Source organism: Streptomyces sp. NPDC034111, assembly GCF_055575375.1.
In genome coordinates this window covers 720,758-742,792 of record NZ_JBVIST010000002.1, presented here as the reverse complement: position 1 = coordinate 742,792, position 22,035 = coordinate 720,758, and the positions used below count along the sequence as shown (strand labels likewise).

Here is a 22,035-nt window from a genome sequence, read left to right as displayed (position 1 = left end):
CGAAATTTTCGAATTCGGTGACCAGAGAAAGTACGACCTGTTGGTACGTCGGCCGTTTGGAGTTCGGCGGCGAGCAGGAGTGCGTCGTCGCAGCATCGGCCGGAGGCTGGCTGGGGCGCTCGGCCGCTGGCGGAGTTGACGGCGTGACTGCGGCCGGCCGGCAGGCTTTGTAGTCGGTTCAGGGCACGGCAGGTGATGGGCGCCTATGTCGACCTCCTGACTTACGGCGAGGCAGGACCCAGACCGGGGGTGCGGAATGCCAGGTCACTTCAGGAGGGCCGCACCCAACTCGGTAAGCGGCCACGAGCGATCGGACCGCTCGATGAACGGCCGTCTCAATGAACGGCCGTCTCAATGAATGCAGTCCACCCTTGTCATCAGCTCCCAGTGACTGGCTTCGCTGAGAACAGGCAATGCCCAACGGGACCGGATCTAGTCACCATGCTGCTTTCGCACATTCTTCCGGTCGCCATTCTCTGGGCACTTGGGGACTTTCGCGAATCCCGGTGGATGCCAGGCATTCTGCTGGTGACGGCGAGACTCCAGCGGATAGAATGTCGCGCGCTGCTCGCGATGGCGGTCGGTGAGGTGTCGGGGTCGGCGGTGGGGGCGAGGGCGCCGTGATTGAGTTGCGAGAACACGCAATCCAGGTTCGCCCTGACCGAGGCCCTGAACGCGCGTTCGCTTTTTCTGGCCTGCGGCGCTTACAGCTCGCCTGCAATATCCTCAAGCGATCACCACAAAGCGGTCCACGCAGCAGCGTGGACCCTCTTTCTTTTCTGTGGCGTTCGCGCCGGAGTCCGCGTCCGGGACCACAAGTGGACGTGCAGCGAGAAGCGGGCGCTTCGTTTTCCTGACAAGAAAAGTGTGGAGTGTGATGCCATGAACCGAGTCGGCAGAGACTCTCGGCGGTCGGCCCGGAGGCTTGTGGAGCCGCTGGCGCGCATAGGGTTATCCGTTCTCTTGCTGGCCGGCGGCGCCGTGGGAGTGACGGCCGGACCGGCCGCCGCTTCGACCGCCGACGGCACGCTGACGGTTCAGGTGCTGCGCGACTTCTTCGGCACCGGCCTGATCAACACGACGATGGACGTCCCACAGCGGGGCATGAAGGTGGAGATCTCCGACCCCGCTGGGCACGAGGTCACCGGCGTCACGGATGCCACCGGAAAGGTCGTGGTGTCGCGGTCGGCCGTGTTGAGCGGCGGCCACTACCGCGTCGACGTCAGCATCCCGGCCCCGTACAGCGGCTACCTGCGGGCGGCGCCTGCCTCGACGGCGGACAACCACTTCGACAGCTTCACGTCGTTCGTGGATGTGTCGGACGGAAAGAACGCCTCGGTGGTGACGGGGGTGTGGGATCCGGCCGACTACACGCTCCCGGACTCGCGGTACTTCGTACCGGTCCACAACGGCGCCAACGGGACCGACAACCGGGCCTTGGTGGCATTCGGGACGAAGACCCGGGGCACGTGTCCCGCCGATGTGGCGTGCCCGGCCACGCTGGCCACGCAGGACCAGGTGGGCACGACGTTCGCGTTGGCGTACGACACTCACCGGAGCCGGTTGTTCCAGAGCGCGTTCGCCCGCCGGTACGCCCCGTACGGGCCGCAGGGTGGGGGCGCGATCTACACGGTGCCGGTCAACGGCTCGGGTGCGCCGGAGCTGTTCGCGCGGGTGCCGGACGCCGCGGTGACGCGGCACGACACCGCCAACATGATCAAGGATCCCGGGTTCACCGACGCGCCGGGCAAGGAGAGCATCGGTGGCCTGGCCCTGTCGGAGGACGGCTCCACGCTGTACGCGGTGAACCTGCGGACCCGCAGCCTGGTGAGCTTCGACGCGACAGGGGCCACCGCCGCGGCGCCCAAGTCGACGGTCCCGATCCCGGACCCGGGGTGCGCGAGCCCCGACGACTGGCGGCCGTTCGGTCTCCAGGTTCACAACAACACGCTGTACGTCGGCGGTGTGTGTAGCGCGGAGAGCACGCAGCAGCGCGCGGACCTGAAAGCCTTCGTCTCCACCTACGACGGCAAGCGGTTCACCACGGTGCTGAGCCACCCGCTCACGGACAAACGCGGCAGCGTCTTCGGTTCCGGCGACAAGGCCACCCACTGGAACCCGTGGAACACCAGCCTGGACACGTGGGACGACCGGAAGGCGGGCGGCGTCTTCATTGATCCGCAGCCTGAGCTGGCTTCCCTTGCTTTCGCCCGGGACGGCTCGATGATCCTGGGTTTCCGCGACCGGTTCATGGACGTGCTCAGTTGGGGAGGGCTGGACCCCCGCCCGGGGAACGACACGGCGGAAAACGCCATGTCCGGTGGTGACATCACCATGGTCTGTGCCACTCCCACCGGTGAATACGAGTGGGAAGGCACCCGGAGCTGCCCCAACCACGCCACCCCCGCCAACAATGGCGGCCAGCCCGCCGATGTCGTCGAATACTTCCCGGGCGACTTTTACGCCAACGCGCACCAGGAGACCGCGCTGGGGTCGGTGGCCTATATCCCGCAGCAGCAGTGGGTCGTCAGCACGGAGTTCGACCCGGTCGTCAACGTCGCGACCTCAGGGACCGGGTACCACGACATCACGACCGGTCAGGGCCCGGGCAACAACCCGACCGCCAACGGGTTCCAGTTCGTCAGCCGGGAACAAGGCGGGTTCGGCAAGGCCGGCGGGCTCGGTGACATCGCGTACGCGGCGGCGAACGCGCCGATCCAGATCGGCAACGTCGTGTGGTTCGACGGCGACCACAACGGGATCCAGGACCCGGGGCACGTGCTGCTGCCGGGGGCGACGATCAACCTGCTGGACGCGGACGGCAAACAGGTCGCCACGACCAGGACCAATGCCGCCGGTGAGTACTACTTCGGTGGTGTCGGCGCCGAGTACCAACTCACACCAGGTGCGAAATACACGGTGCAGTTCGACGTGTGCACCGCGGACACCGGCAAGGTGCCCGGCCGGCCCTCGGCGGACGAGCTGCGGTTCACGCTCCCGCGAGCCGGTGCCGACCGTGCGCACGACTCCAATGTGACGCCGCCGACCACCGGGCAGTTGTGCAACGGTCTCGCGCCTGTCACGGCGCCGGACAAGCCGGGCGGGGTCGATCACACGATCGACGCCGGTGTGTACATCCCGAAGGCCACGCCGACTCCGACACCTACTTCGACGCCGACGCCGACTCCGACGCCCACTGAGACGCCGACTTCGACATCGACTCCGGCCCCGACTTCGACCTCGACGCCGAGTTCGCCGCCGGCCTCTACGCCGCCGTCACCCGCGCCGCCTGCCTACCGCCCGGCCCCGGCCGGTGGGGGCAGGGGTTCGATGGCGCACACCGGTCTGTCCGGACTGCCACAGATGATCGTCCTGGTCGGTCTGCTGGTGGGTGCGGGCCTGGCCATCGTGTTCAGGAGCCGGAAGCGTCGCGCCCAGAAACACTGAACGAACCGAACACAGTGATCTGCCTGCCCGCGGTCCGGATGTCGCGGTCGGGCAGATCACCTCTTGGCCGGTCCACGAGGGCCGGCCTTGGCGTCGTCTGTCACTGGGCTGCCGAGTGCCGCCGCGACCGCACGGCGGCCGAGCAGTGTGGTGATCGAGAGGGTGAATCAGAAGAGTGTCAGCGTCGAGCCGTGTGCGGAGCGGGAGATTCCAGCAAGCTCTACCGGGCCGTGCGGCTGACCGGCGCCGATGGCTGCGGCCACGCCGGGCGGTAGCCGTCATCGGCGTGGCGGCCGTCGCGGTGGCCGCATTCCTGGTCGCCGACGGCGGCTCCGGTCCCACCGGTCCGCGCACACTGACGTCGGATGAGGCGAACCGGCTGGCGATCACGCGGTTCCGTAACTACCAGGCGCACGGCCGCGCGGTGACGATCACTGTGCCGGGCACCGCCGGCGGGCTGATCGTCACCGGGTCCGTCGACTACCAGGGCAAGCGCGGCTACGGCGTGGTGCACGGCACCGGGCGCGACACATCCAGCGACGGTCTGATCGAGTGGACGGCCACCTCGGTGTTCGTCCACCCGATGGCGAACGCCCCGGCGCACGCACCCGCGTCGCCGCCCCGCTCGGCCTGGTACAGCCGTCCGCTGCTGTCGTCCGGTAGCGCGCTGGACAGTTCGCTGACCATCGCGCTCAGGCTCGGCAGCGACCGGCCGGACAACGCCCAACTGCTGCCGCAGAACGGCGCCGCCTGGTGGGGACGCGACCAGGTGGACGGGCATCAGGTGGATGTCATGACCGGGCCGTCCTCCCCTGACCGCTCCGGTACGGCGGGCAACGTGCGCTACTGGGTCGGATCGGACGGCACCATGCACCGGGTCCGCGTCAGCGTGGCTTCCGAGTCGCAGCCGGTGGTCATCGATTTCGACACCCAGAAGTACGTTCCGGTCAAACCGGTACCCGGAGCCACCCCGGCCCGGTAGCCGCTGTTCAGGACGTTTGCACCCGCGCGTTCGCGGCGAGCAGGGACGCTGACGGCAGTGGGATGCCTGCCGTCCTTGGCAGAGCCGGAACGGCCGGGACAGCGGTGGCGCCCGTAGTGGCGGCGTGGGGGAACTGCGGCTGTGGACCCGGCGCTGCGACCTCGGTGAAAGGGATGCCGCCCGGCGCCGTCGGCATCGCCCACTTACCTGCCGGCGAGGGCGACTTGGCCCGCAGCGGACAGGACTCGGTTGTCGCGAGCCGGGCGGGCACTGTGGTGCGCAGCTCGTTGCCTCGCAGGCAGTTGCCCCGTCCCCGTGTGGCGGTGGGGAACGTCCAGCCGACGTCGATGCCGTTGTGGGTGAACGTGTTGTCCACGATCTGGTTGCCGACCGGAGGCATGTCGGCGGTTGCGGTGATCACCAGCCCGGCGTTGCTGTTGTCGGCGATGCGGTTGCGGAGGAATTCGTTTTCACTGCCGCCGTCGATCCCGATGCCGGTGCCCCACCCGCCGTCGGCCTGCTCCGGGGTGGCCCTCTGCTGGTTGGCAGCGATCAGATTGCCGGCGATGAGGGCGCCCCGCTGCGGGAGCAGCTTCTCCTGGTGGTCGGAGTCGGTGGTCAGGCCGACCCGGTTGCCGACCAGGCGGTTGCCGACCACGTACATGTCTTCGCTGGCGTTGGTGCCTTCGTAACCGATCGCGTTGAGTTCGGCGATGTTGTCCCGCACCACGATGCGACAGGGCTTGCACTGTCCGACGTAGATCCCCGAGTCGGCCCCGCCTGACGCGTACGAGTGCTCGATGACACCGTTCTGCGCGGAGAACGCGTAGATGCCGTACAGACCATTGCGGGTCGCGGTCACATGGGAGACCAGGAACGACTTCAGGAAGGTGACAGGCTCATCGCCGGTGTCGTAGCCCCCGGAACGCCCCGGTAGCCCGGCGACCGCTTTCGCCGAACCGGTCACCAGGACCCCGTTCTGCGTGTTGTTCTTCACGGTCAGGTTCTCCACGGCCACCCCGGGCGCGGTGACGACGATGCCGTTCGGTTGCTGCAACCGCCCGTCGATGACGACCTTGTCCCGGGACTCACCACGAAGAGTGATCCGAGGCGTGGAGACCTTCACCGACTCGTGGTACCTGCCCGGCGCGACCAACACCAGATCGCCGGGGCGAGCGAGAGATATCGCATCCGAGACCGTCGGGGCGTCAGCCGGCACTCTGATCGTCACGTGCGCGCCGGGTGGTCGCCGGCCGTGGTTCGACCCGTCGTCGCCGGGCCCGCAGCCCGCCAGTACGCATGTCAGTGTGCTCAGTAACGCGACCATCACGCGAAGACGGAGACGAGGCATGGCGTCATCCTGGCAGGAAGCCATGCTGCACGAAGGCCGACCAACTCGCCTTCCCCAGAACGGATATGGCATTCGAAGAACTCGCCCTCCGCCAGAACGGATATGGCATTCTGCACGCCGTGAGCCGAGCCGACTCCCATCCTTCACGCCGCGCGTTCATCGGTGCCACCGGGGCCATGGCCACCACCGGGCTCACCGCTGGGTGCGAATCGCCTGGACCTCAGCCAAGCCGGCGTTCTTCCCCCGCGTCACCCACACGGGTGTCGCCGACCGGTCGCCATCAGGCAGGCATCACGCTCCCGCAACCGGCCCAGCCAAACCTCCTGGCGGTGGTGGCCGACCTCGGCGACGCCGTGGCCGTCGGTCCGCTGCTTGCCGAACTCGGCCAGGCCGTTCACACGCTCACCACTGGAACCGATCCACGACTGCTGGGCCTGCCGCCGGGCGATCTCACCGTGACGATCGGGGTGGGCCCACGGCTGGTGCGCATGGCCGACCCCGCCCTGCCCGGCGCGGCGGACCTCCCCCGGTTCTCCCGCGAGAAGATCGCCCCGCAGGCCCGCGGCGGGGACCTGTTGATACAGATCTGCGCCAGCGACCCCTTGCTGTTACCGACCGTCGCCGCCGCGCTTCTGGAGCAGGCCGGTCACCGGATACGTGAACGCTGGCGTCAGTCCGGACGTCGCGGCCCGAACATCCCCGTGGACAAAGGCATCTCCGTGCCACGAAACCTGCTCGGTTTCATCGACGGCATCGTGGGCCCGCACACGACGGCCGAACACCAACGCCACCTGTGGCTGACCGGGCCGGCTCCCGTCGTCGGCGGCACGATCGTCGTAGTGCGTCGCATGGAACTCGACCTGCCGCGGTTCACCGCGCTCTCCGTCGCCGACCAGGAGGCGGTCTTCGGCCGGCGCAGAGCCACCGGCGTGCCCCTCTCCGGCGGGACCGCAGCATGGGACCCGAACCTCGGAGCCAAAACACCGGACGGGCGCTACCTCGTCCCGGCCGACGCCCACGTCCGCCGGGCCAACCCCAACGTGGTCGGCGTTGGTCTCATGCTCCGCCGCTCCTACAGCACCGACGCGCCCACCCCCGGCCTGCTCTTCATCAGCTTCCAGAACGACATCCGCACGTTCACCAACACCCTTGCCCATATGGATGATTCCGACGCACTGCTGCGATTCACCACCACCACCGCCAGCGCAACCTTCCTCATCCTCCCCGGCTTCGACCGGCGGCACCCGCTCGGCGCCAAGATGTTCCACTGAGCAGGTCGACGACGGCGCCGTGGCCGTCAGCCCAGAGGCGGGTCGGCGGTGCGGCATGGCAGTCAGCACTCACCAAAGGGTCGCCGGTCAAGGCCGGCACCCAGGCGATCAACCAGACGTCTGCACAGTGAGGCGTCCTTCGCCGCGCTGTGCGGGGTCAGCCCCGTAGAACGCTCCTCGGGCAGTCGGCAGAACCGTCGCCTCAACCGCGGCGGCGACCGGCAGGCCAGCGCCGCCCGCCACCGGATCGTGCAGACCCGCCTGGTGGGCTAATCGATCGGCGGGACGCTCGGCCGGTTACGCGGAGCGGGCGGAGCCGGGCGCCGGCGGCCCGCTCCATGGCTCCTGCCTCGGCGGGAGCCGTGGTCAGGGTCTTGTCGGCCCCCGGGACGCGGCGCTTGGTACCAGCGGAGCGAACGTCGACGCCTGTGGATCACTCCTGCCGGAAGGAGGCGCACCTTCCCGCTGGGCGGCGGTCTTCGACTTCCCGGCCGAGCACTGGATCACCTTGCGGACCACGAATCCGATCGAGTCGACCTTCACCACCGCCCGGCTGCGGACCCGTGACACCGCCGCCCTGGCCATGGTCTTCAAGCTCGTCGAGTCCGCCCAACAGCGGTGGTGGGCGGGCGGTCAACGCGCCCCACCTCGTCGCCTTCGTCAGCGCCGGAGCGGTGTGCGTCAGCGGCAGACCGGTCGAGCGACCCGGCTAGGTGGCGGCGTGCTGCGGCGAGAAGGCTTCGACGGTGACGTGGCCGTCGAGTCGGCCGCCTGTCAGGTTCGTCCTCCCTCACGGCCGGCGGCTCCATCTCTCGCCTCGTCCCCCTGCTCAGCTCCACGTTCCGGGCCACATTGCGCGCCAGTTCGTCCTCTCCAACGACGTGCCCGGGTGGGGCTGCGTGTTGGTCCGTCCGGGTGACAGTCGGGTCAATACAGTGGTGTTTCATTGGCCATTTCGGGTTAATGGTGGTGACCGTTATCCGGTGGGTTGCCCATCTCTCCGGGGAGAGATGGGCAACCCCTGCGGTGCGCCGGTGCGTGGTACGTGTCGGTGTGTCCTCTCTCTGTCCCGGTGTGCAAGCGGTGGTCCGACGCGCGTATGCCGGCGCCGTGCGACGCGGGCCCCGGATGGGAGTTCTCGGGCGGCCCTCTCAGCTGAGAGAGGTTTGTCATGGAGCTGACTACAGGTTGGTTGGGAGCTCCGGCGGTAGCCGGCGGGGTTCGGCCGGTTGTACCGGCCGGTGGATCTGAGGTGGCCGCCGTACGGGGGCTTGTGGCCGCGCCGTTCAGTGCGGCGTTCTCCACGGTGACGATCCCGGCGGGCACGACCCCGCTGGCGGTGGCCGTGGCGCCGAACGGCAACGTCTACGTCGGCAACGCCAACTCCAACAACGTCACGGTGATCAGCAGCACCACGAACACCGTCCTGGCCACCGTCCCCGCCGGCTCAAACCCGGCCATGATTGCGGTGGCGGCGAACGGCAACGTCTACGTCACCAACCAGAGCTCGAACAACGTGACGGTGATCAGCAGCGCCACCAACACCGTCCTGGCCACCGTCCCCGTCGGCGGGGGCCCGTTCGCACTGGCGGTGGCGCCGAACGGCAACGTCTACGTCGCCAACAGCACTTCGAACAACGTGACGGTGATCAGCAGCGCCACGAACACGGTCCTGGCCACCGTCCCCGTCGGCGCGGTCCCCGACGCGGTGGCGGTGGCGGCGAACGGCAACGTCTACGTCGCCAACCGGAACGCGAACACCGTGACGGTGATCAGCAGCGCCACCAACACCGTCCTGACCACCCTCCCCACCGGTGGGTTCCCGGGCGCGGCGGCGGTGGCGCAGAACGGCAACGTCTACATCGCCAACCAGACCTCGAACAACGTGACGGTGATCGACAGCGCCACGAACACCGTCCTGGCCACCGTCCCCGCCGGCACGGTCCCGGGGGTGATCGCGGTGGCGCCCAACGGCAACGTCTACGTCACCAACACCGTTTCGAACAACGTGACGGTGATCGACAGCCCCACGAACACGGTCCTGGCCACCGTCCCCACCGGCGGGGGCCCGTTCGGGGTGGCGGTGGCGCCGACCGGCAACGTCTACGTCGGCAACAGCAGTTCCAACAATGTGACGGTGATCAGCAGCGCCACGAACACGGTCCTGGCCACCGTCCCCGTCGGCGCGTTCCCGTTCTCGGTGGCGGCGGCGCAGAACAGCAACGTCTACGTCACCAACGCCAATTCGGCCAACGTGACGGAGATTTCGCCGTTGACGGTGACGACCTCGCCTGCGGCGCCGGTGTGCGGGCAACCGGTGACGTTCAGCATTTCCGGGGGGACTCCGAACGGGACAGCGGTGGTGAACTTCGGGGACAGCAGCCCCACGGTCACCGTCCCCCTGGACGCCACCGGGAGTGGGCAGACCACCCACACCTACACCGCCGGTACGTTCACCGCGACCGTGAACGGCAACCCCACCCCCGTCACCGTGAGCCCCAACCCCACAACGACGACGCTGTCGGTGACGCCGAACCCCTCCACCTGCGGGCAGAACGTGATGGTATGCGCCACCATCACCCCGACCACGGCCACCACCACAGTGCCGACCGGCACGGTCACCTTCACCCTCCCCAACGGCCAAACCCAGATGGTCCCCGTCAACGCATCGGGGCAGGCCTGCTTCACCACCACCGCCCTGACCACCGGCACCCTCACCGCCGCCTACAGCGGTGACAGCTGCTTCATCGGCTCCACCACCAGCACCCCCGTCGCCGTGAACCCCACCCCCACAACGCTGACCGCGCAGCCAGGCACGATTCGGCTCCGGCTGACCCCGCTGCCCGAGTTCTACATCCCCACCCTCAGCGCCACCCTGACGACCACCTCGGGGATGCCGGTGGCCGGTCAGCCGGTGACCTTCACCGCCATCACGCTCTTCGGCCCGGTCAACCTCGGCACCGCCGTCACCGACGCCAACGGCACCGCCACCATCCACAACGCCATCGTCCCCGTCTTCGCCATCGCCACCCCCTTCTACACCGCCACCTTCCCCGGCACTGCCTGCTACACCGCCGCCACCGCCCACGGCATCCTGCTGTTCAACCCCCTCCCGGGCTGATCTCACTGGCTCCGAAAACCCCACGTCACCTGGTCTGCTGCGACGGGAGGAACACACCGTGGCCCAACTCGACGAGCTGGCCGACCAGTCGAGGGGTTCGGCGACACGTGTGGACTCCAGAGGCGGGGCTCCGGCCGTGAGGGCGGCTCCAGCATCGGCACGGTGATCCAGCAGACCACGGCGCAGGAAGGGCGGCAGAACAACCCGACTCCGCGCTCGCGAGCCGCGATTGGAGGGTGCGACAGCGACGGTGATGACGGCAACGACGGCACACCTCGGCTGCCGAACGGCCACTGTGACCACATGGTTCGCCGGGTGGGCGATTGGATGGGCGGTGACATCCGTTTCGCCCCCTGGGGGATGTGGTGGCCGAGCCTGTGCGGGTGCGCAGACTCACCGATCAGGAAGGGCAGAGGCTGCAGCAGATCGTGGGCCGGGGCACCAGCTCGGTGCGCTATCGCCGGGCGATGATGCTGCTGGAACGAGGAGGGCGACGAAGAGGCGGTGCTGCAGGCCACCCGCAACACCCTCTGCCTGCTGGCCCACCGAATCGGGCAGCTCACCGAGCAGATCCAGGAGCTGGAACGCCGCCTGGCCCGGCTCGCGGAACGCCACGCCCCGCAGCTGCTCACTGTGGTGGGCATCGGCCCGGACACGGCCGTCACTTTGCTGATCACGATGGGGGCTTGTCGGCTCATGAGACGCGGCGCTTGGTACCAGCGGTGCGTACGTCGACGGGGAGGCAGGCGAGGGCCCTGTGGTCGCCGTCGAGGTGGTCGCTCAGCCCCATTTGCCACGGGGCACCGCCGTTCGCTGATCGTTCGGGGGCGCCGATCCCGTCGAGTCTCGTCTGCGTCCGTTGAGCGCAACGTGCCACCACCGCGAGACAGTGAAGCGCCGGCCGGGGCGGCTCTGCCGGTTCGACCACGACTGTTTATCAAGACCTGACCTGAGGTGAGGGGGCAGTGAACGTTCGCATCGGATGGTCAGGTCGGAAACTATTTGAAGCTCAGTGTGCAGGCGCTCGTCGGTCGCGAACGGCGGATGCCACCGTCAGAGCAGTCCCGGCGAGGATCGGCGCGATCATCGCGGAGAACAGCCAGCCGGAGACCTCTCGCTCCGGCGCCGAACGCCACAAGACTGCGCAGCCGATCAGGAGCGACATGCCCACGCAGGCGTTGAGTGCCAACAACGCCCGGGCGGTCCAGAGGGCGGAGGCGCGTGTGCGAGGCCGGTTGAGCGACGCCCTCACGAGCCCGTTGCCGAAGGGCGCAACGCTATCCGGGAGTTCGGCGCTGGGAGTTACCCGCAGTGTCTGCTCCGCGCAGGCGGTCAGCAGAACAGTTACGCCGATGTGCACGAATACGAGGACGAACGCGCTACCGATAGACCGGTTCGTCCAGGCGTCCACCCCGTCGCTGCCGATGTGTTGGGGTATCCGGCTCGGCAGATGCGGATAGCGGACGATGCCCCAGACGGAGAGTGCGGTCAGAAGAGCGGCGTTGGGGAGGAGCCAGAGACGTACGGGAGATGACAAGACCATGCGGCTGATTCTCCGACGAACGCGCAAGGGCGGGTACCGTTTTACGGAGGCGGCCGGCCGGAGCGTGGCGGCCGGGCAGACGTTCAGCGCCCTGCTGTTTTCCGTAGTCGATCCCTGCCGCGACAAGGCTGACGCCAGGGAGCCGGCGGTACGTGTGGCGACGTCTGTGTCATGACTGGCGCATCAACTGCCGCAAGTAGCACATATGCCGACACCGGATCATCAGCATCCCCACCTTGGCCCGGCAGCGACGATCAGGAGGCATGCGGCGCGAAGCACGCCGCTGTCCTGTCCGAGACCTGACACCAACAGCACCACGACCAGGAAGGCGGCACCGCAGCAGATAACGCCGGGTTTGTGGACTTGGGGCTGCCAAAGGACGTAGGGGCCTACCGGGAGGGTCGGGTGGGGGCCACTGGCCGGTTCACCCCTCGGGGCTTCCGGAGGCGGCCCGAGGGGTGTCGCGGCCCGTACTAGCGGCCGTCATCCAGTACGAGCAAGGCAGGGGTGGACCATTCGGGCCGGTCTTCCGCCCTGGGTGTCCAGTAGAGCCGGCCTTGAACACCTTGGAGGATGCTGGCGAGCGGAACGGGGTCGAGGCACTGGTCGAGGAACAGATCGCGGGGTCCGTTCGACGAGGCGAGACGCAGCGAGGCTGTCAGGACGGGCTCCGGCTGCATTGATGTGCCTGGAGCATCGGGGCGCCTGAGAAGGCTGATGATTCCCTGAGCCGGGCCCTCGATCGAGAAGTGTGGGCCCTCCTGCCCGGAGGCTGTGCGCCGACGCCGGATGAGCAGGAGTCCCGCCACCGGTACTCCCACGGCGGTGACGAAGCACATGCTCAACAGCGGGCCACCGTCGTAGTCGACCCCCTCGACGATCAGGCATACGGCGAGGAAGCCGAGGCCGAAGCCGTACATCCCCGGTCCGTGCACGGCCGGTTGCCACAGCGCGTACGGTCCGACCGCGCGCAACGGACGGGAATCCGGGAGGGGCGGGTCCACCGGCGTCGGCGTCCGGGAGCGGGATGAAGGCGACGGCTTCGCGGTTTCCGAGGGCGATGGTGCCGGTCTTGTCGAGCAGCAGGGTGTTGATGTCGCCGGCCGTCTCGACCGCGCGGCCCGACATGGCCAGGACGTTGCGCTGGACGAGGCGGTCCATACCCGCGGTGCCGATCGCGGAGAGCAGCGCGCCGATCGTCGTCGGGATCAGGGTGACGAGGAGGGCGACGAGCACCGTCGTCGACGGGACCGCGCCGGCGTAGGAGGCCATCGGCTGCAGAGCCACCACGACGAGGATGAAGACGATGGTGAGCGCGGCGAGCAGGATGTGCAGCGCGATCTCGTTGGGGGTCCGCTGCCGCGTCGCACCCTCGACCAGCGCGATCATCCGGTCCAGGAAGGACTGTCCGGGGCGCGAGGTGACGCGTACGACGAGGCGGTCGGACAGCACGGTGGTGCCGCCGGTGACGCCGGAGCGGTCCCCGCCGGATTCGTGGTCGTGGCGTCCACCCGCCGCGGCCTGGACTTCCTGATGACCGGTGGGCAGCCGCATCGGCCGGACCCACGGGTAGGAGCGGCGCCGCCCCAGGGCCGATCATGAACCATTGAGCGGCCTGGCTCGTATACAGGTTGAAACTGACCGTACGAGCCCGGGGGCACGCCCGGGCGGGGCCCGGGCTCACGGTCCCGTCGGGCGCTCACCTTCGGGGCACCGCAGGAACATGCGCTGTATAGGTACGCCACCGGCGGTTCCTGGTCAGGAGGTCTGATGCATTCTCGTTCCGTTGCCGCATGGTCGGCAGGAGTTGCCGCTTGCAGCGCCCTCCTCAGTGCTGTTGTCCACCTCGTCATCGCACCCGAGCACCTTGAGGAAATGCCCTACATAGGAATCCTGTTCATCGTCGGCAGCTTGGGGCTTCTCCTCGCTGTCGCCGGCTTGGCGCTAGGGCATTCCGTACTAACGGCATGGTGGGTCGGCGCACTGGTCAGCGGTGGCATGATCCTCGGTTTCGCCCTCTCGCGCACGGTCGGACTGCCCGGCTACCAGGAAGAGGGCTGGGATCCCCCATACGGCATTCTGTCCGTTGTCGCGGAAGCCCTGTTCCTCGTCGCCTTCTTCGCCTGGCGTGGCATTCGGCCGGTGCGTGTCCCCTCGGCTCCGGCCCGCCCCAAGGTGCCCGCGGGCAGATGACAGCGCCGCGGGGCGGGGCCGGGAGCGTGCGGTCAGAGGCGCCCGGCCGCCGTCACGAAGTGACCGCAGCCGGAAGGTCGGGACTGGCCGGCAGGTGACCGGCGGCGGTCGGGACCGTAAGGACAATGGTCATGCCGCCGCCGGGGGTGTCCTCGGCGTCGAGGGTGCCTCCGATGGCCTCCGCGAAGCCGCGGGCGACCGCCAGGCCGAGGCCGACACCCGCGCCGCGCGGGGCGTCACCGTAGCGCTGGAAGGGCGCGAAGATGCGGTCCTTGGCGTCGTCGGGGACCTTGCTGATCACGATGGGGGACAACCCAGAACGCCTGTCCAGCGAGGCGTCGTTCGCGGCGCTTTGCGGGGGCAGCCCCGTCGAGCGCTCCTCCGGCCGTCAGCGTCACCACCGGCTCAACCGCGGTGGCGACCGTAGAGCCAATGCCGCCCTGTATCGGATCGTGCAGTCACGGCTCCGGTTCGATGCACGTACCCGCAACTACTACGAGCGGCGCATCGCGGAGGGTAAGACTCGTCGCGAGATCATCCGCTGTCTCAAACGCCGCTACGCTGCCCGAGAAGTGTTCAACCTGGTTCGGTCTGGCATCGGGCCCCGCGAAGTGGCTTGAGCCAGCTGAACGTTCGCACAGGGACGAGCGATTGCGAGATCCCCCGAGCCAGTGGCCGCATGCACCCTCGCCGGCCTTGCCCCGCACGCTGACCAGACAGCACCAAGGCGCTGCGCTCCGCGTCCGGTTTCGACACAGGCGGCCTGGTCGCGGGGGTGGCCTCCTGCCCGGCTGGATGCGCTGGACGAAGCCACCCCCGCGCATTCCCGGGCACCAGGGCGGAGGTGACCCGAGCGAGCGCACGTTCGGCTGGCTGATGCAGAACCGGTGTCCGGCACGCGACTACGAAGCTCTGCCCCAGCAATCCCGCACAATGATCCACTGGGCTTTGGCTCACACAATGAGTCGTTCTCTGGCCTCAGAATCCACACCAAGCTGGCGAATCGAATCGGGTGAAACAGGCGTCACAGTCTGAAAGTTGATCAGATGCCCTCTAAGAAACCGAGCGTTGCGTGCCGACGGGTGGCGAAGATCTTCCAGTCCTTCAGGTGGGCGATGGCCCGTTCGACTGCGGCCCCGAGCATGTTGACGGAGCTCCCGTAGCCGGTTCACCCCGCTGAATGGGACTCTTCGTCCCGGTCGACGACGGCTTCAACTGCACCGTGGGATTCTCGACAACATCGGTACCGGCCTCGCCGCGAACCACACGCCAGGAGCAGGGGAACGCTGCCGCATCGCACCCCCACAGGCCGGCTCGGATATATGGCCAGATACGTCCTACGTGACAGATTGGCCGATTGTAAGACCGCGACGTTGCCGGGGAGTTGGCGCCGGGGCATGATCACTGCTCGTATCCACCTGATCACTCATCCAGGAGCCGATACGTGATACGCCCCATCGCTTTGCGTGCTCTCCCTGCTGTCGCCGTGACCGGCGCCCCCGCCCTGCCCCTCGCCCAGGGAGCCCAGGCGGCCGCCCCGACCCCCGTCGCCCCGGCGACCGCCGCTGTCGGTCATCCCGGCCAGGTCCGCCGGGGCGACACCGACTTCATGCACTCCCATCCGCGCGTCGAGGTCCGCTACGGCGACCTCGGCCCCCCGGACCGGGCCCGCGTCGTCGCCTCGGCGGCGACGCTGATGTAGCGAGGCGCCGGTGCCGCCCGACCCGGGCGGCCCGCCGGTCACCAGGTCATGACCGGCGACGGCCGCGCCGCCACCGCCGTCTCCCGCCTTTGCCGCATCTCCTTCCGCCTCGTGGTGGCGTTCCTTCCTGTCGCCGGCGCAGCGACCCAGGGCAGCGCGGCTGGGGTCACGGAGCGGCTGCTTACCGCAACCTCTCATTGCGTCGTTCGCTCGCATGCCCCGTTTCACGAGATTCCACAACAAGGGAGTTACTGATTTTCATGTACAAGCGTCGGAGTTTACTCGCCTTCGCCACTGTGAGTGCGGCGATATGTACCGCTGGAGTCATGCCGTCGGTCAGCCATGCCGCCAGCGGCGGCGACGGAGAAAGGGAGGGGTCCTACGCCGAAACGCACGGCCTGACGGCGGAGGACGTCAAGAACATCAACGCACTGAACAAAAGAGCCCTGACTGCGGGTCAACCTGGCAATTCTCTGGCGGAATTGCCGCCGAGCGCCAGTGCGCTCTTCCGGGCCCCCGACGCTGCCGACGAGAGGGTGACCCCTCCCGCCGAGCCGCTCAACCGGATGCCTGACGCGTACCGGGCCTACGGAGGCAGGGCCACTACGGTCGTCAACAACTACATACGCAAGTGGCAGCAGGTCTACAGTCACCGCGACGGCAACCCACAGCAAATGACCGAAGAGCAGCGAGAAAAGCTGTCCTACGGCTGCGTCGGCATCACCTGGGTCAATTCGGGCCCCTACCCGACGAACAAATTGGCGTTCGCGTTCTTCGACGAGAACAAGTACAAGAGTAACCTGGAAAACGGCAGACCACGCCCCAACGAGACGCAAGCCGAGTTTGAGGGGCGCATCGTCAAGGACAGTTTCGACGAGGGGAAGGGTTTCAAGCGGGCACGTGATGTGGCGTCCGTCATGAACAAGGCCCTGGATAATGCGCACGACGAGGGGACTTACATCGACAACCTCAAGACAGAGCTCGCGAACAAAAATGACGCTCTGCGCTACGAGGACAGTCGCTCGAACTTTTACTCGGCGCTGAGGAATACGCCGTCCTTCAAGGAAAGGGATGGAGGCAACTACGACCCATCCAAGATGAAGGCGGTGGTCTACTCGAAACACTTCTGGAGCGGGCAGGACCAGCGGGGCTCCTCTGACAAGAGGAAGTACGGCGACCCGGATGCCTTCCGCCCCGACCCGGGCACAGGCCTGGTCGACATGTCGAAGGACAGGAACATTCCGCGCAGTCCCGCTCAACCTGGCGAAAGTTGGGTCAATTTCGACTACGGCTGGTTTGGGGCTCAGACGGAAGCGGATGCCGACAAAACCATATGGACCCACGCCAACCACTATCACGCGCCCAACGGCGGCCTGGGCCCCATGAACGTATACGAGAGCAAGTTCCGGAACTGGTCTGCCGGGTACGCGGATTTCGACCGCGGAACCTACGTCATCACGTTCATACCCAAGAACTGGAACACCGCCCCCGCCGAGGTGAAGCAGGGCTGGTCGTAACAGCCGGGTAGGAGGGCCGGGTCACCCGGCCCTCTCTCCCCAGCCCGCCACACGCCGGCGTCGATGCGGTCCCGGTCTTCTTCGGTCACACCCAGCGGTTCAGGTGAGCCAGGACGAAGCGGCGTACGGTGCGCACGTGGCTCTTCTCGGCGAGCAGGGCGATCACGGCGTGCCGGCATCCTGGTTCAGGAAGCACAAGCGGCGCCGGTGTCGATGTGCCGACGGGGGCGCGTCCTTGGGGTCCCGGGGGGACAGTCGCGGAGGGGCCGGCGTGCGCGTGGTGCATGGGGGAGGCCCTTCTCCCGTCGCGACGGCGTTGTTTTCCTGACGCCGTCTTCCTTCCTTACGCTGAGGCCGGCCGCACTGGGAGAACCGGTTGAACGACTCGACCTCGTCTTCACGGGAGCGGGCCGGTATACCCCAGAATCCTGCTGCTTCAGTGAAGATCCGACTGGACCTCGGTCAGTCGATGCCTTCGACGATGCGGAAGTTGCGCTCGACGCCGTCGGAGAGTGCGACCAGCGCCTCCTGGTAGGCCGCACTCTCGTGCGCCGCGACGGCCTGCTCGAAGCTGTCGAACTCGACCAGGACGGTGCGCTCGGCGATTCCGGCGTCATGCGCCACGACCCGACCGCCACGGACCAAGGTCCGACCGCCCCCGGCCTTGACGGCCGGAGCGGCCAGCTTGTTGTAAGCAGCCAGTTTCTCAGGGTCTGAAATGGTGCGGTAGACGCTGACCCAGTAGCCCTTGGGCATGGAACCTCCAGTGTTGGGATGAGTGCATCTGACTTACGGGTTGGTCTCGGACGAGCGTCGGCGGGCGAGAGCGAGGCTTGTCAGCGTCGTGATCGCCATGGCGCCGATGCCGACCAGCGCCGCGGTGGTGTAGGCGCTGTCGTCGGGGAAAAGGTGGCCGGGGCCGGTGCCCGCGGCGAGGATCAGGCCGCCGATGGCGCTGCCCAGGGAGTACCCGACGCTGCGGACGACGTAGTTGAAGCTCATGGCGCTCGACGTCTCGCTCTTGGGGGTGACGGCCAGGATGACGCCGGGCATCGCGGCCGAGAAGCCGCCGACGCCGAAGCCGAGCACGCCCATCGCCGCGAACAGTTCGGCCAGGTCCGACCGGGCCGCCGCGAACAGGGCGAACCCGCCGCCGACCACGACGGCGCTGCCGGCCAGGAGCAGGGGGTCGGCGATCCGCGTCCGGACCCGCGGCGTGAGCTTGCCGGCGACGAACCCCAGCACCGAGAACGGGATGAGGACCAGCCCGGCGACGAAGGTCGTCAGCCCGAAGCCGTAGCCGGCGCCGTGCGGCGTCTGCGCGTACCGGGTGATGAGCGTGAGCAGGAGGTACATGCCGATCCCGCCGACGAACATGGCGAGGTTCGCCCCGGCGACCGCCGGGTGCCGCACCGCCCGCACATCGACCAGGGGCGTCGTGCTGCGCAGCTCGATGACGGCCCAGACGCAGAGCAGCACCACCGCGACGACGGCGAGGCCCGCCGCCACGGCGAGGTGCCGGCTCCACAGATTCCGTTCGCCGGCGAGGAACAGCACCAGGAGCAGCGCAGCGGCCAGGACGACCGCGCCTGCCACGTCCACGTGGGCGGAGCGGCCTTCGGGGGCTTCGGGCATGGAGCGCCACGCGGTCAGGAGGGCGGCGGCGGTGACGACCAGGCCGAGGCCGTAGGCGGCCCGTACCCCGCCGAGCTCGCCGAGCAGTGCGGCCAGCGGGTAGCCGACGCCGGCCCCGATGATCGAGACCACCGAGATCAGGGCGATCACGCCCGCGCTGCGCTCCTCGGGGAGGTGGTCCCGGGCCACGCCCATCATCAGCGCCGTCAGCCCGAGCCCGACGCCCTGGGCCGCCCTGCCGGCCAGCAGCCACGCGAACGGCAGCGGCAGCAAGGTGAGTGCGCTGCCGGCGACGACGACCGCCAGCGTGGCGAGGATCGTGGCCCGCCGGTGCCGGCCGGCTCCGAGCCGGCCCAGGACCGGCGTGGCGACGGCGCCGCTGAGCAGCGCGACGGTCAGCGTCCACTGCGCGCTGCCGAGCGAGACGTGGAACGAGGTCGCCACGCTGGTGATGAGCGGCGTCCCGAGGCTGGCGACCGCCGCCACGACCAGAGCGATGAACATCAGGGCGGGGACCAGCAGCCGCGCCTCGGAACGCGCCACCGGGAACGCCTTCACCGCGACCCCGCCGACCGGCTGCCCGGTCACTGCTTCGGCCCTTCGCGGTCCTGGCTTTCGATCTCTGCCAGATGCTTCAGCGCCGGAAGGGCCGCCACCAGTGCCTCGACCTCGTCGCCGGTGAGCTCGCCGATCAACCGCTCGAACGCGTGGACGCCCGCCTGGCGCCGCGTCCGGACATAGGAGGCGCCGGCCTCGGTCAGGCACACCAGCGTGACCCGCTTGTCGGACGCGTCGCCCCGCCGCTCGACCAGGCCGGACTCCTCCATCACCCGGACCAGGGCGGTCATCGCGGGCTGGGTGATGCCCTCGACCGCGGCCAGATCGGTGATGCGCCGCGGGCCGGTCCGGTCCAGGGTGGCCAGGGTGGCGGCGGACGTCAGGCTCATGTCCCGGGGCAGGCGTCTCGCGGCCCTGGTGGCCAGGCCGTAGAGGGCTGCCCCGATGGCGGCGGACGCGCCAGGAGCGGTGTCTTGACGACTCATGCTCGAAGCATAGCATTTTTATATTCATAGTTTATGGAAATGGTCGACTGGCGCGGGCGGCGCGCCCCTTGAGCAGGCCGGCCCGCCGGATCCGGGTCAGTGCCAGGCCCAGCAGCCGGTCGGCGCGGTCGCCCTCGGCGAGCCGGTCGCGGAAGTCGGACAGCGCGCTGTGGTGGAAGCCGGGGTCTTCCAGCTCCAGGCCGAGGGCGTACTTGAAGTCGATGCGGCAGCGCACCGCCTCGGCGGCCTGGCGGTCCGACAGGTTCGGCGCGTACTGCAGCACGCAGACGGTGGCCAGCTGCGCGGGCGAGAGCCCGGGGCGGCCGTCGCGCGGGTACCAGGCGGTGAAGTCCTCGTCGCTGAACAGGCCGTCGAGGCGGTCGCGGATCCACATCGCAGCGGTGCCGTGGGGGTTGCTGGCCCGGGCGACCCGCACGGTCAGCGCCGGGATCTCGGCTCCGGGACGGGGCTGGAGGGACATGTCAGGCTCCTGGGGGACATGGGTAGAACGCTCCCACAAGCCTGACGCAACGTCACGATCGTTGACTGTCCGTCCTCAAGATTCCCGACAGAGTCCGACCCGGAAGACCTGGCGCACATCTCGCCGTACCTGACCGAACACATCAACCGGTTCGGCGAGTACAGCACCCACGAACTCGGCATCCAGCCCGAGGCGTACGACCCGACAGCGCTGCCGTGGGGGCGGGGTTTGTGACGGTTCTTGTGGGCCCTCGCCGTATTTCAGAGGGATACCCGCGCTGTTCTGCCAGCGGCAGAACACCGGCCGGACCGGGCTCGACGATCACTACAGTCCAGTCTCATGACGACGATTACGACGCGTACGGTCGAGTATCCGGCCGACGGCTTGACGATGATCGGGCACCTCGCGCTCCCGGCCGGTGTCGACCGCCGGCCCGCGGTGCTGCTCGGACCAGAGGGCATGGGGCTCAGCGACGTCGAGCGCCGCCGGGCCGATGCTCTCGCCGAACTGGGATATATAGCGCTGGCCTTCGACCTTCATGGCGGGCGCTATTTGGGCGACCCCGAGGAGATGCTGGCCCGTTGCCTGCCGCTGCTCGCTGATCCCGAGCGGATGCGAGGCATCGGCCATGCGGCGCTCGATGTGTTGCGCACCGAACCGCGGACCGACCCCGACCGGATCGCCGCCGTCGGCTACGGCACCGGGGGCGCCATAGCGCTGGAACTCGGGCGCGATGGCGTCAACCTGCGCGCGATCGGGACAGTCAACGCAACTACCACGGGCCGACCGGGCGAGGCGGCGCGCATTCGCTGCCCGGTGTGGGCCGGGGTCGGGTCGGAAGACCCGATCATGCCGCCCGCGCAACGGAACGCGTTCACCGCCGAGATGCAGGCCGCGGGCGTCGACTGGCGCCTCACGGTCTACGGCGGCGCCTTGCACGCCTTCCACCACCCACCGGTCGACCACACCGTGGTCCCCGGCGTCGGCTACCACCCACGGCACGCACAGCGAGCCTGGCGCGACGTCGTCGACCTGCTCGCCGAGTGCCTGCCCGTGACGGAGGATCTGGGGCATGACCCAGGTAAGCATGCTGGCCCCGGGCACTGACAGTCCACTCCCCTCAAGTCCGCACAGCAGAAACGCATTCGGGCGGTTACTCGATCGCGGAGACGTATTCACAACTACCGCAGTAAATACCGGATTTACTGCGGCAGAGCCCCTACCGTGATCACCGCGACCTGCGGCGGACCAATCCGGCCGCCGCGCTGACCCGATGATCGAGGACGGCGCCACTGACAAGGGCAGCGTGACCACGGTGCGGCGGATCGGCGGGACGATCCGCAGGCCGGTCGGCGAGTGGACGCCTGCGGTGCACGCGTTGTTGACCCACCTGGAATCGGTGGGCTTCACTCGATCCGGTGCCAAGGCCGCCGTCGGCGCCACGACGGCGGTCGCCGACGGCGGCTATCCCGGAACGGCCTGGTGATGCCGCACCGCCGCCGCAGGGGCGAGGAGTTGCCCGCGTGGAAAGAGGAGCACAACAAGTCTCACAAGCAAGTCCGCGCCCGCGTTGAGCACGTCTTCGCGCGCATGAAGGGCTGGAAGATACTGCGCGACTGCCGTTTCGAGCGTGACGGCGTCCACCACTCCATGCGTGGCATCGCCGTCTGCAAAACCTCGCCCTCGCCGGATAGAGAGCGGGCCGACAGTTGGCCGATCGCACTCACCCGCGCTAAAGATCATCGACGG

The 22,035-nt window shown here is 68.4% G+C and carries 15 protein-coding genes and 7 pseudogenes; 13 read left to right on the top strand and 9 right to left on the bottom strand.

The features are described 5' to 3' along the window. Nucleotides 1-981 precede the first annotated feature (981 nt). Together ACZ55A_RS09065 and ACZ55A_RS09060 are read left to right on the top strand one after the other, a co-directional pair. On the top strand, nt 982-3,447 hold the full coding sequence (locus tag ACZ55A_RS09065) for an SdrD B-like domain-containing protein (RefSeq protein ID WP_468836648.1): 2,466 nt from the start codon (nt 982-984) through the stop codon (nt 3,445-3,447). A gap of 286 nt (nt 3,448-3,733) precedes the next feature. After that, entirely contained in the window at nt 3,734-4,429 is a 696-nt protein-coding gene (locus ACZ55A_RS09060) for a hypothetical protein (protein WP_468836365.1), read from the top strand. 7 nt (nt 4,430-4,436) lie between these two features. On the opposite strand, the gene ACZ55A_RS09055 is transcribed toward ACZ55A_RS09060, so the two are convergent. Then, complete coding sequence (locus ACZ55A_RS09055; RefSeq protein WP_468836363.1) at nt 4,437-5,648, bottom strand: right-handed parallel beta-helix repeat-containing protein; 1,212 nt, start codon at nt 5,646-5,648, stop codon at nt 4,437-4,439. A 251-nt stretch (nt 5,649-5,899) separates the two neighbouring features. On the opposite strand from ACZ55A_RS09055, the gene ACZ55A_RS09050 reads away from it, so the two are divergent. The 5 genes and pseudogenes from ACZ55A_RS09050 to ACZ55A_RS09030 form a co-directional block, all read left to right on the top strand. Beyond that, a complete protein-coding gene (locus ACZ55A_RS09050; protein WP_468836360.1) occupies nt 5,900-7,051 on the top strand; it encodes a Dyp-type peroxidase in 1,152 nt (383 codons plus the stop codon). A gap of 117 nt (nt 7,052-7,168) precedes the next feature. After that, nucleotides 7,169-7,315, top strand: a pseudogene (locus ACZ55A_RS09045) (transposase); the annotation flags it as partial. A 208-nt stretch (nt 7,316-7,523) separates the two neighbouring features. Then, nucleotides 7,524-7,764: pseudogene (locus ACZ55A_RS09040) on the top strand (IS256 family transposase); the annotation flags it as partial. Between the two features lie 539 nt (nt 7,765-8,303). After that, the gene (locus ACZ55A_RS09035; protein ID WP_468836357.1) at nt 8,304-10,172 is read left to right on the top strand and encodes a virginiamycin B lyase family protein; all 1,869 of its coding nucleotides are present in this window, start codon (nt 8,304-8,306) and stop codon (nt 10,170-10,172) included. A 365-nt stretch (nt 10,173-10,537) separates the two neighbouring features. Continuing rightward, nucleotides 10,538-10,672: pseudogene (locus ACZ55A_RS09030) on the top strand (IS630 family transposase); the annotation flags it as partial. A 509-nt stretch (nt 10,673-11,181) separates the two neighbouring features. Here ACZ55A_RS09030 and ACZ55A_RS09025 read toward each other — a convergent pair. The 3 genes and pseudogenes from ACZ55A_RS09025 to ACZ55A_RS09015 form a co-directional block, all read right to left on the bottom strand. Then, entirely contained in the window at nt 11,182-11,715 is a 534-nt protein-coding gene (locus ACZ55A_RS09025; RefSeq protein ID WP_468836355.1) for a DUF1648 domain-containing protein, read from the bottom strand. 473 nt (nt 11,716-12,188) lie between these two features. Further along, a complete protein-coding gene (locus ACZ55A_RS09020) occupies nt 12,189-12,689 on the bottom strand; it encodes a hypothetical protein (RefSeq protein WP_468836667.1) in 501 nt (166 codons plus the stop codon). A 43-nt stretch (nt 12,690-12,732) separates the two neighbouring features. Next, nucleotides 12,733-13,209 (bottom strand): annotated as a pseudogene (locus ACZ55A_RS09015) (potassium-transporting ATPase subunit B); the annotation flags it as partial. A gap of 276 nt (nt 13,210-13,485) precedes the next feature. On the opposite strand from ACZ55A_RS09015, the gene ACZ55A_RS09010 reads away from it, so the two are divergent. Then, complete coding sequence (locus ACZ55A_RS09010) at nt 13,486-13,908, top strand: hypothetical protein (RefSeq protein ID WP_468836352.1); 423 nt, start codon at nt 13,486-13,488, stop codon at nt 13,906-13,908. Nucleotides 13,909-13,960: 52 nt separating this feature from the next. On the opposite strand, the pseudogene ACZ55A_RS09005 reads toward ACZ55A_RS09010, so the two are convergent. After that, nucleotides 13,961-14,197: pseudogene (locus ACZ55A_RS09005) on the bottom strand (sensor histidine kinase); the annotation flags it as partial. Between the two features lies 1 nt (nt 14,198). On the opposite strand from ACZ55A_RS09005, the pseudogene ACZ55A_RS09000 reads away from it, so the two are divergent. The 3 genes and pseudogenes from ACZ55A_RS09000 to ACZ55A_RS08990 all read left to right on the top strand — a co-directional run. Beyond that, nucleotides 14,199-14,528: pseudogene (locus ACZ55A_RS09000) on the top strand (transposase); the annotation flags it as partial. A gap of 866 nt (nt 14,529-15,394) precedes the next feature. Then, entirely contained in the window at nt 15,395-15,610 is a 216-nt protein-coding gene (locus ACZ55A_RS08995; protein WP_468836349.1) for a hypothetical protein, read from the top strand. 260 nt (nt 15,611-15,870) lie between these two features. Then, the gene (locus ACZ55A_RS08990; RefSeq protein ID WP_468836347.1) at nt 15,871-17,127 is read left to right on the top strand and encodes a protein-glutamine gamma-glutamyltransferase; all 1,257 of its coding nucleotides are present in this window, start codon (nt 15,871-15,873) and stop codon (nt 17,125-17,127) included. A 462-nt stretch (nt 17,128-17,589) separates the two neighbouring features. Here the strand turns inward: ACZ55A_RS08990 and ACZ55A_RS08985 are convergent, their stop codons facing one another. The 4 genes from ACZ55A_RS08985 to ACZ55A_RS08970 form a co-directional block, all read right to left on the bottom strand. Continuing rightward, a complete protein-coding gene (locus tag ACZ55A_RS08985; protein WP_468836344.1) occupies nt 17,590-17,883 on the bottom strand; it encodes a DUF1330 domain-containing protein in 294 nt (97 codons plus the stop codon). A 33-nt stretch (nt 17,884-17,916) separates the two neighbouring features. Next, on the bottom strand, nt 17,917-19,350 hold the full coding sequence (locus tag ACZ55A_RS08980; RefSeq protein WP_468836342.1) for an MFS transporter: 1,434 nt from the start codon (nt 19,348-19,350) through the stop codon (nt 17,917-17,919). Then, nucleotides 19,347-19,709 (bottom strand): MarR family winged helix-turn-helix transcriptional regulator, encoded by a 363-nt coding sequence (locus tag ACZ55A_RS08975; RefSeq protein WP_468836646.1) that lies wholly within the window; start codon nt 19,707-19,709, stop codon nt 19,347-19,349. Before ACZ55A_RS08975 ends, ACZ55A_RS08980 begins: the two co-directional genes overlap by 4 nt. Nucleotides 19,710-19,836: 127 nt before the next feature. Continuing rightward, nucleotides 19,837-20,286, bottom strand: a complete 450-nt coding sequence (locus ACZ55A_RS08970; RefSeq protein ID WP_468836339.1) for a transposase — start codon at nt 20,284-20,286, stop codon at nt 19,837-19,839. 339 nt (nt 20,287-20,625) lie between these two features. On the opposite strand from ACZ55A_RS08970, the gene ACZ55A_RS08965 reads away from it, so the two are divergent. Together ACZ55A_RS08965 and ACZ55A_RS08960 are read left to right on the top strand one after the other, a co-directional pair. Then, nucleotides 20,626-21,393, top strand: a complete 768-nt coding sequence (locus tag ACZ55A_RS08965) for a dienelactone hydrolase family protein (RefSeq protein ID WP_468836337.1) — start codon at nt 20,626-20,628, stop codon at nt 21,391-21,393. A 307-nt stretch (nt 21,394-21,700) separates the two neighbouring features. Continuing rightward, nucleotides 21,701-21,980, top strand: a pseudogene (locus ACZ55A_RS08960) (transposase family protein); the annotation flags it as partial. Nucleotides 21,981-22,035: the final 55 nt, after the last annotated feature.

Bases quoted from the DNA above. Each gene is read 5' to 3' on its own strand.
- ACZ55A_RS09025 (WP_468836355.1), bottom strand. From the start codon at position 11,715: ATGGTCTTGTCATCTCCCGTACGTCTCTGGCTCCTCCCCAACGCCGCT.
- ACZ55A_RS08975 (WP_468836646.1), bottom strand. From the start codon at position 19,709: ATGAGCCTGACGTCCGCCGCCACCCTGGCCACCCTGGACCGGACCGGC.
- ACZ55A_RS09010 (WP_468836352.1), top strand. From the start codon at position 13,486: ATGCATTCTCGTTCCGTTGCCGCATGGTCGGCAGGAGTTGCCGCTTGC.
- ACZ55A_RS08990 (WP_468836347.1), top strand. From the start codon at position 15,871: ATGTACAAGCGTCGGAGTTTACTCGCCTTCGCCACTGTGAGTGCGGCG.
- ACZ55A_RS08965 (WP_468836337.1), top strand. From the start codon at position 20,626: ATGACGACGATTACGACGCGTACGGTCGAGTATCCGGCCGACGGCTTG.
- ACZ55A_RS08985 (WP_468836344.1), bottom strand. From the start codon at position 17,883: ATGCCCAAGGGCTACTGGGTCAGCGTCTACCGCACCATTTCAGACCCT.
- ACZ55A_RS08970 (WP_468836339.1), bottom strand. From the start codon at position 20,286: ATGTCCCTCCAGCCCCGTCCCGGAGCCGAGATCCCGGCGCTGACCGTG.